This window comes from Micromonospora sp. NPDC049081, from assembly GCF_040648835.1.
Lineage (GTDB): Bacteria > Actinomycetota > Actinomycetes > Mycobacteriales > Micromonosporaceae > Micromonospora > Micromonospora antibiotica.
In genome coordinates this window covers 1-1,871 of the sequence record NZ_JBEZEK010000064.1, presented here as the reverse complement: position 1 = coordinate 1,871, position 1,871 = coordinate 1, and the positions used below count along the sequence as shown (strand labels likewise).

General features: G+C 70.1%; 4 protein-coding genes. 1 reads left to right on the top strand and 3 read right to left on the bottom strand.

All coding sequences use genetic code 11. From position 1 onward, the window contains the following. The 3 genes from AB0B63_RS32460 to AB0B63_RS32450 all read right to left on the bottom strand — a co-directional run. A partial coding sequence (locus tag AB0B63_RS32460; RefSeq protein ID WP_357025873.1) for a polyketide synthase docking domain-containing protein occupies positions 1–99 on the bottom strand: 99 nt, incomplete at its 3' end. A gap of 80 nt (positions 100–179) precedes the next feature. Further along, positions 180–389, bottom strand: coding sequence for a ferredoxin (locus AB0B63_RS32455; protein ID WP_307800024.1), 210 nt, complete (start codon positions 387–389; stop codon positions 180–182). Continuing rightward, a complete protein-coding gene (locus AB0B63_RS32450; protein WP_357025868.1) occupies positions 386–1,591 on the bottom strand; it encodes a cytochrome P450 in 1,206 nt (401 codons plus the stop codon). The genes AB0B63_RS32455 and AB0B63_RS32450 overlap by 4 nt, the downstream gene beginning before the upstream one ends. Before the next feature lie 136 nt (positions 1,592–1,727). On the opposite strand from AB0B63_RS32450, the gene AB0B63_RS32445 reads away from it, so the two are divergent. After that, positions 1,728–1,871: polyketide synthase docking domain-containing protein (locus tag AB0B63_RS32445; protein ID WP_208570993.1), on the top strand; the 144-nt coding region annotated here is incomplete at its 3' end.

Genomic DNA, 1,871 nt, shown 5'->3' with positions numbered 1-1,871 from the left:
ATCCTGCTCCTCCACCTCGGCGAGGCGGGCGCGGGTCTGCCGCAGATCGACGGTGGCGCGCTTGAGGTACTCACGGAACTTGTCTTCGGAGTTCGACACGGGACAGGCCTTTCCGGGTGCCAGGGATGCGGGAACCCGGCCCACGCGCCCGGTGGGCGGGCTGTCGAGCGAAGCGGGAATCAGTCCCGCTCGTGCACGGAGATGGCGTTGCTCGGGCAGTGCCGGGCGGCGGTCCGGGCCTCCTCGTACCGGTCCGCCGTCGGCTCGGCGACCAGCACCACGGCGATGCCGTCCTCCTCGCGCTGGTCGAACAGGTCGGGGGCGGCGAGCACACACTGGCCCGAGCAGCAGCACTGCTCCTCGTCCACGGTCAGGCGCAGGAAACTCACCAGGTCACCTCCAGGGAGTGCAGGCCGTAGACGGTGGCCTCCTTGAACGGCTGCTCCTCGGGGGAGGTCAGCAGCTTCATGGCGGGCAGCCGGGTCAGCACCGTGTCGTAGACGATCTCGAGTTCGGCGCGGGCCAGGTTCTGCCCGAGGCACTGGTGCACGCCGTAACCGAAGGCGACGTGGCCGCGGACGCCGCGCCGGAAGTCGATGGTGCCCGGGTCGGCGAAGACGTCACCGTCGTGGTTGGCGGCGGCGGCGGAGGCGACGAAGCCCTCACCGGCGCGCACCCGGTCCGCACCGAGGTCGATGTCGGCCAGGGCGACCCGGGCGGTGGGGTAGTCGACGATGCTGAAGTAACGCAGCAGCTCCTCGACGGCGTTCGGGGTCAGGGTGGGATCGTCGGTCAGCTGCGTCGCGAGCCGCTCGTCACGCAGCAGCGCGAGCAGGCCGAGGGAGATCATGCTCGCGGTGGTCTCGTGCCCGGCGAGCAGCAGCAGCATCGCGAACCCGGTGAGCAGTTCGTGGTCGTAGCAGTCCGCCGCCCGGTACTTCACCGACAGGCGACCCAGCAGGTCGTCGTCCGGATCGCCGTCCTTGCTGCTGACCAGGTCACCGAGGAAGGCGCGGAGCGCACCGAACGACTCCTGCCGCTGCTGCGGGGTGCTGACCCGGGCCAGCAACACCTCCGTGTGCCCCTGGAAGACCTCGCGGGAGCCGTACGGGACGCCGAGCAGCTCGCAGATGACCAGGGAGGGGACCGGCAGGGCCAGCTCCCGTACCAGGTCCACCGGGCGGGTCCCGATCGCCAGCAGCGCGTCGATCCGGTCGTCGACGATCTGCTGGATGCGCGGCCGCAGCTGCCGGATCCGGTGCACGGTGAACTCCGCGGCCACCATCCGCCGGTGCAGCGAGTGCTCCGGCTGGTCCATCGAGAGCAGGAAGCCCTTCTGCGCGAAGGCCTGCACGTTGGCGACGGTCGCCGGGAAGCCGGGGTGGGCCCGGTTGGCACTGGTGGCGGGGTGGCCGAGCAGCGTGCGGACGTACTCGTGGCTGGTGGCCAGCCACGCCGTGTTGCCGTCCTGGAGGGTCACCCGGGACAGCGGCCGGGCGGCCCGCAGCTCGGCGTACTCGCGTGGTGGGGAGAACGGGCAGGTACGGGGCATGGGGAATGCCGGTGCGCCCGGAACGCCGTCTTCGGTCATGCCGGGAACCTAGGGACGGACTCTAAATTCACCCTTACCCGCGCCCGTCAGCGCCCGGTTTCCCCTCTCCGAGCAGGCGATTTAGAGCCCTGATAGGGCGATCTAAGTACGTACGCGGACAGTCCTGTGTAGTCCGATGGGTCTGCTCTCTTCAGACCCGCGACCCCCAGGGGGATGGCCCGCGATGGCAAACGAAGACAAGCTCCGTGAGTACCTCAAGCGGGTCACCACCGACCTGCAGCAGACCCGACGCCGACTGGCCGAGGTCGAGGGTGCCGAC

Coding starts and splice junctions, on each gene's coding strand:
- AB0B63_RS32450 (WP_357025868.1), bottom strand. CDS start 1,591: ATGACCGAAGACGGCGTTCCGGGCGCACCGGCATTCCCCATGCCCCGT.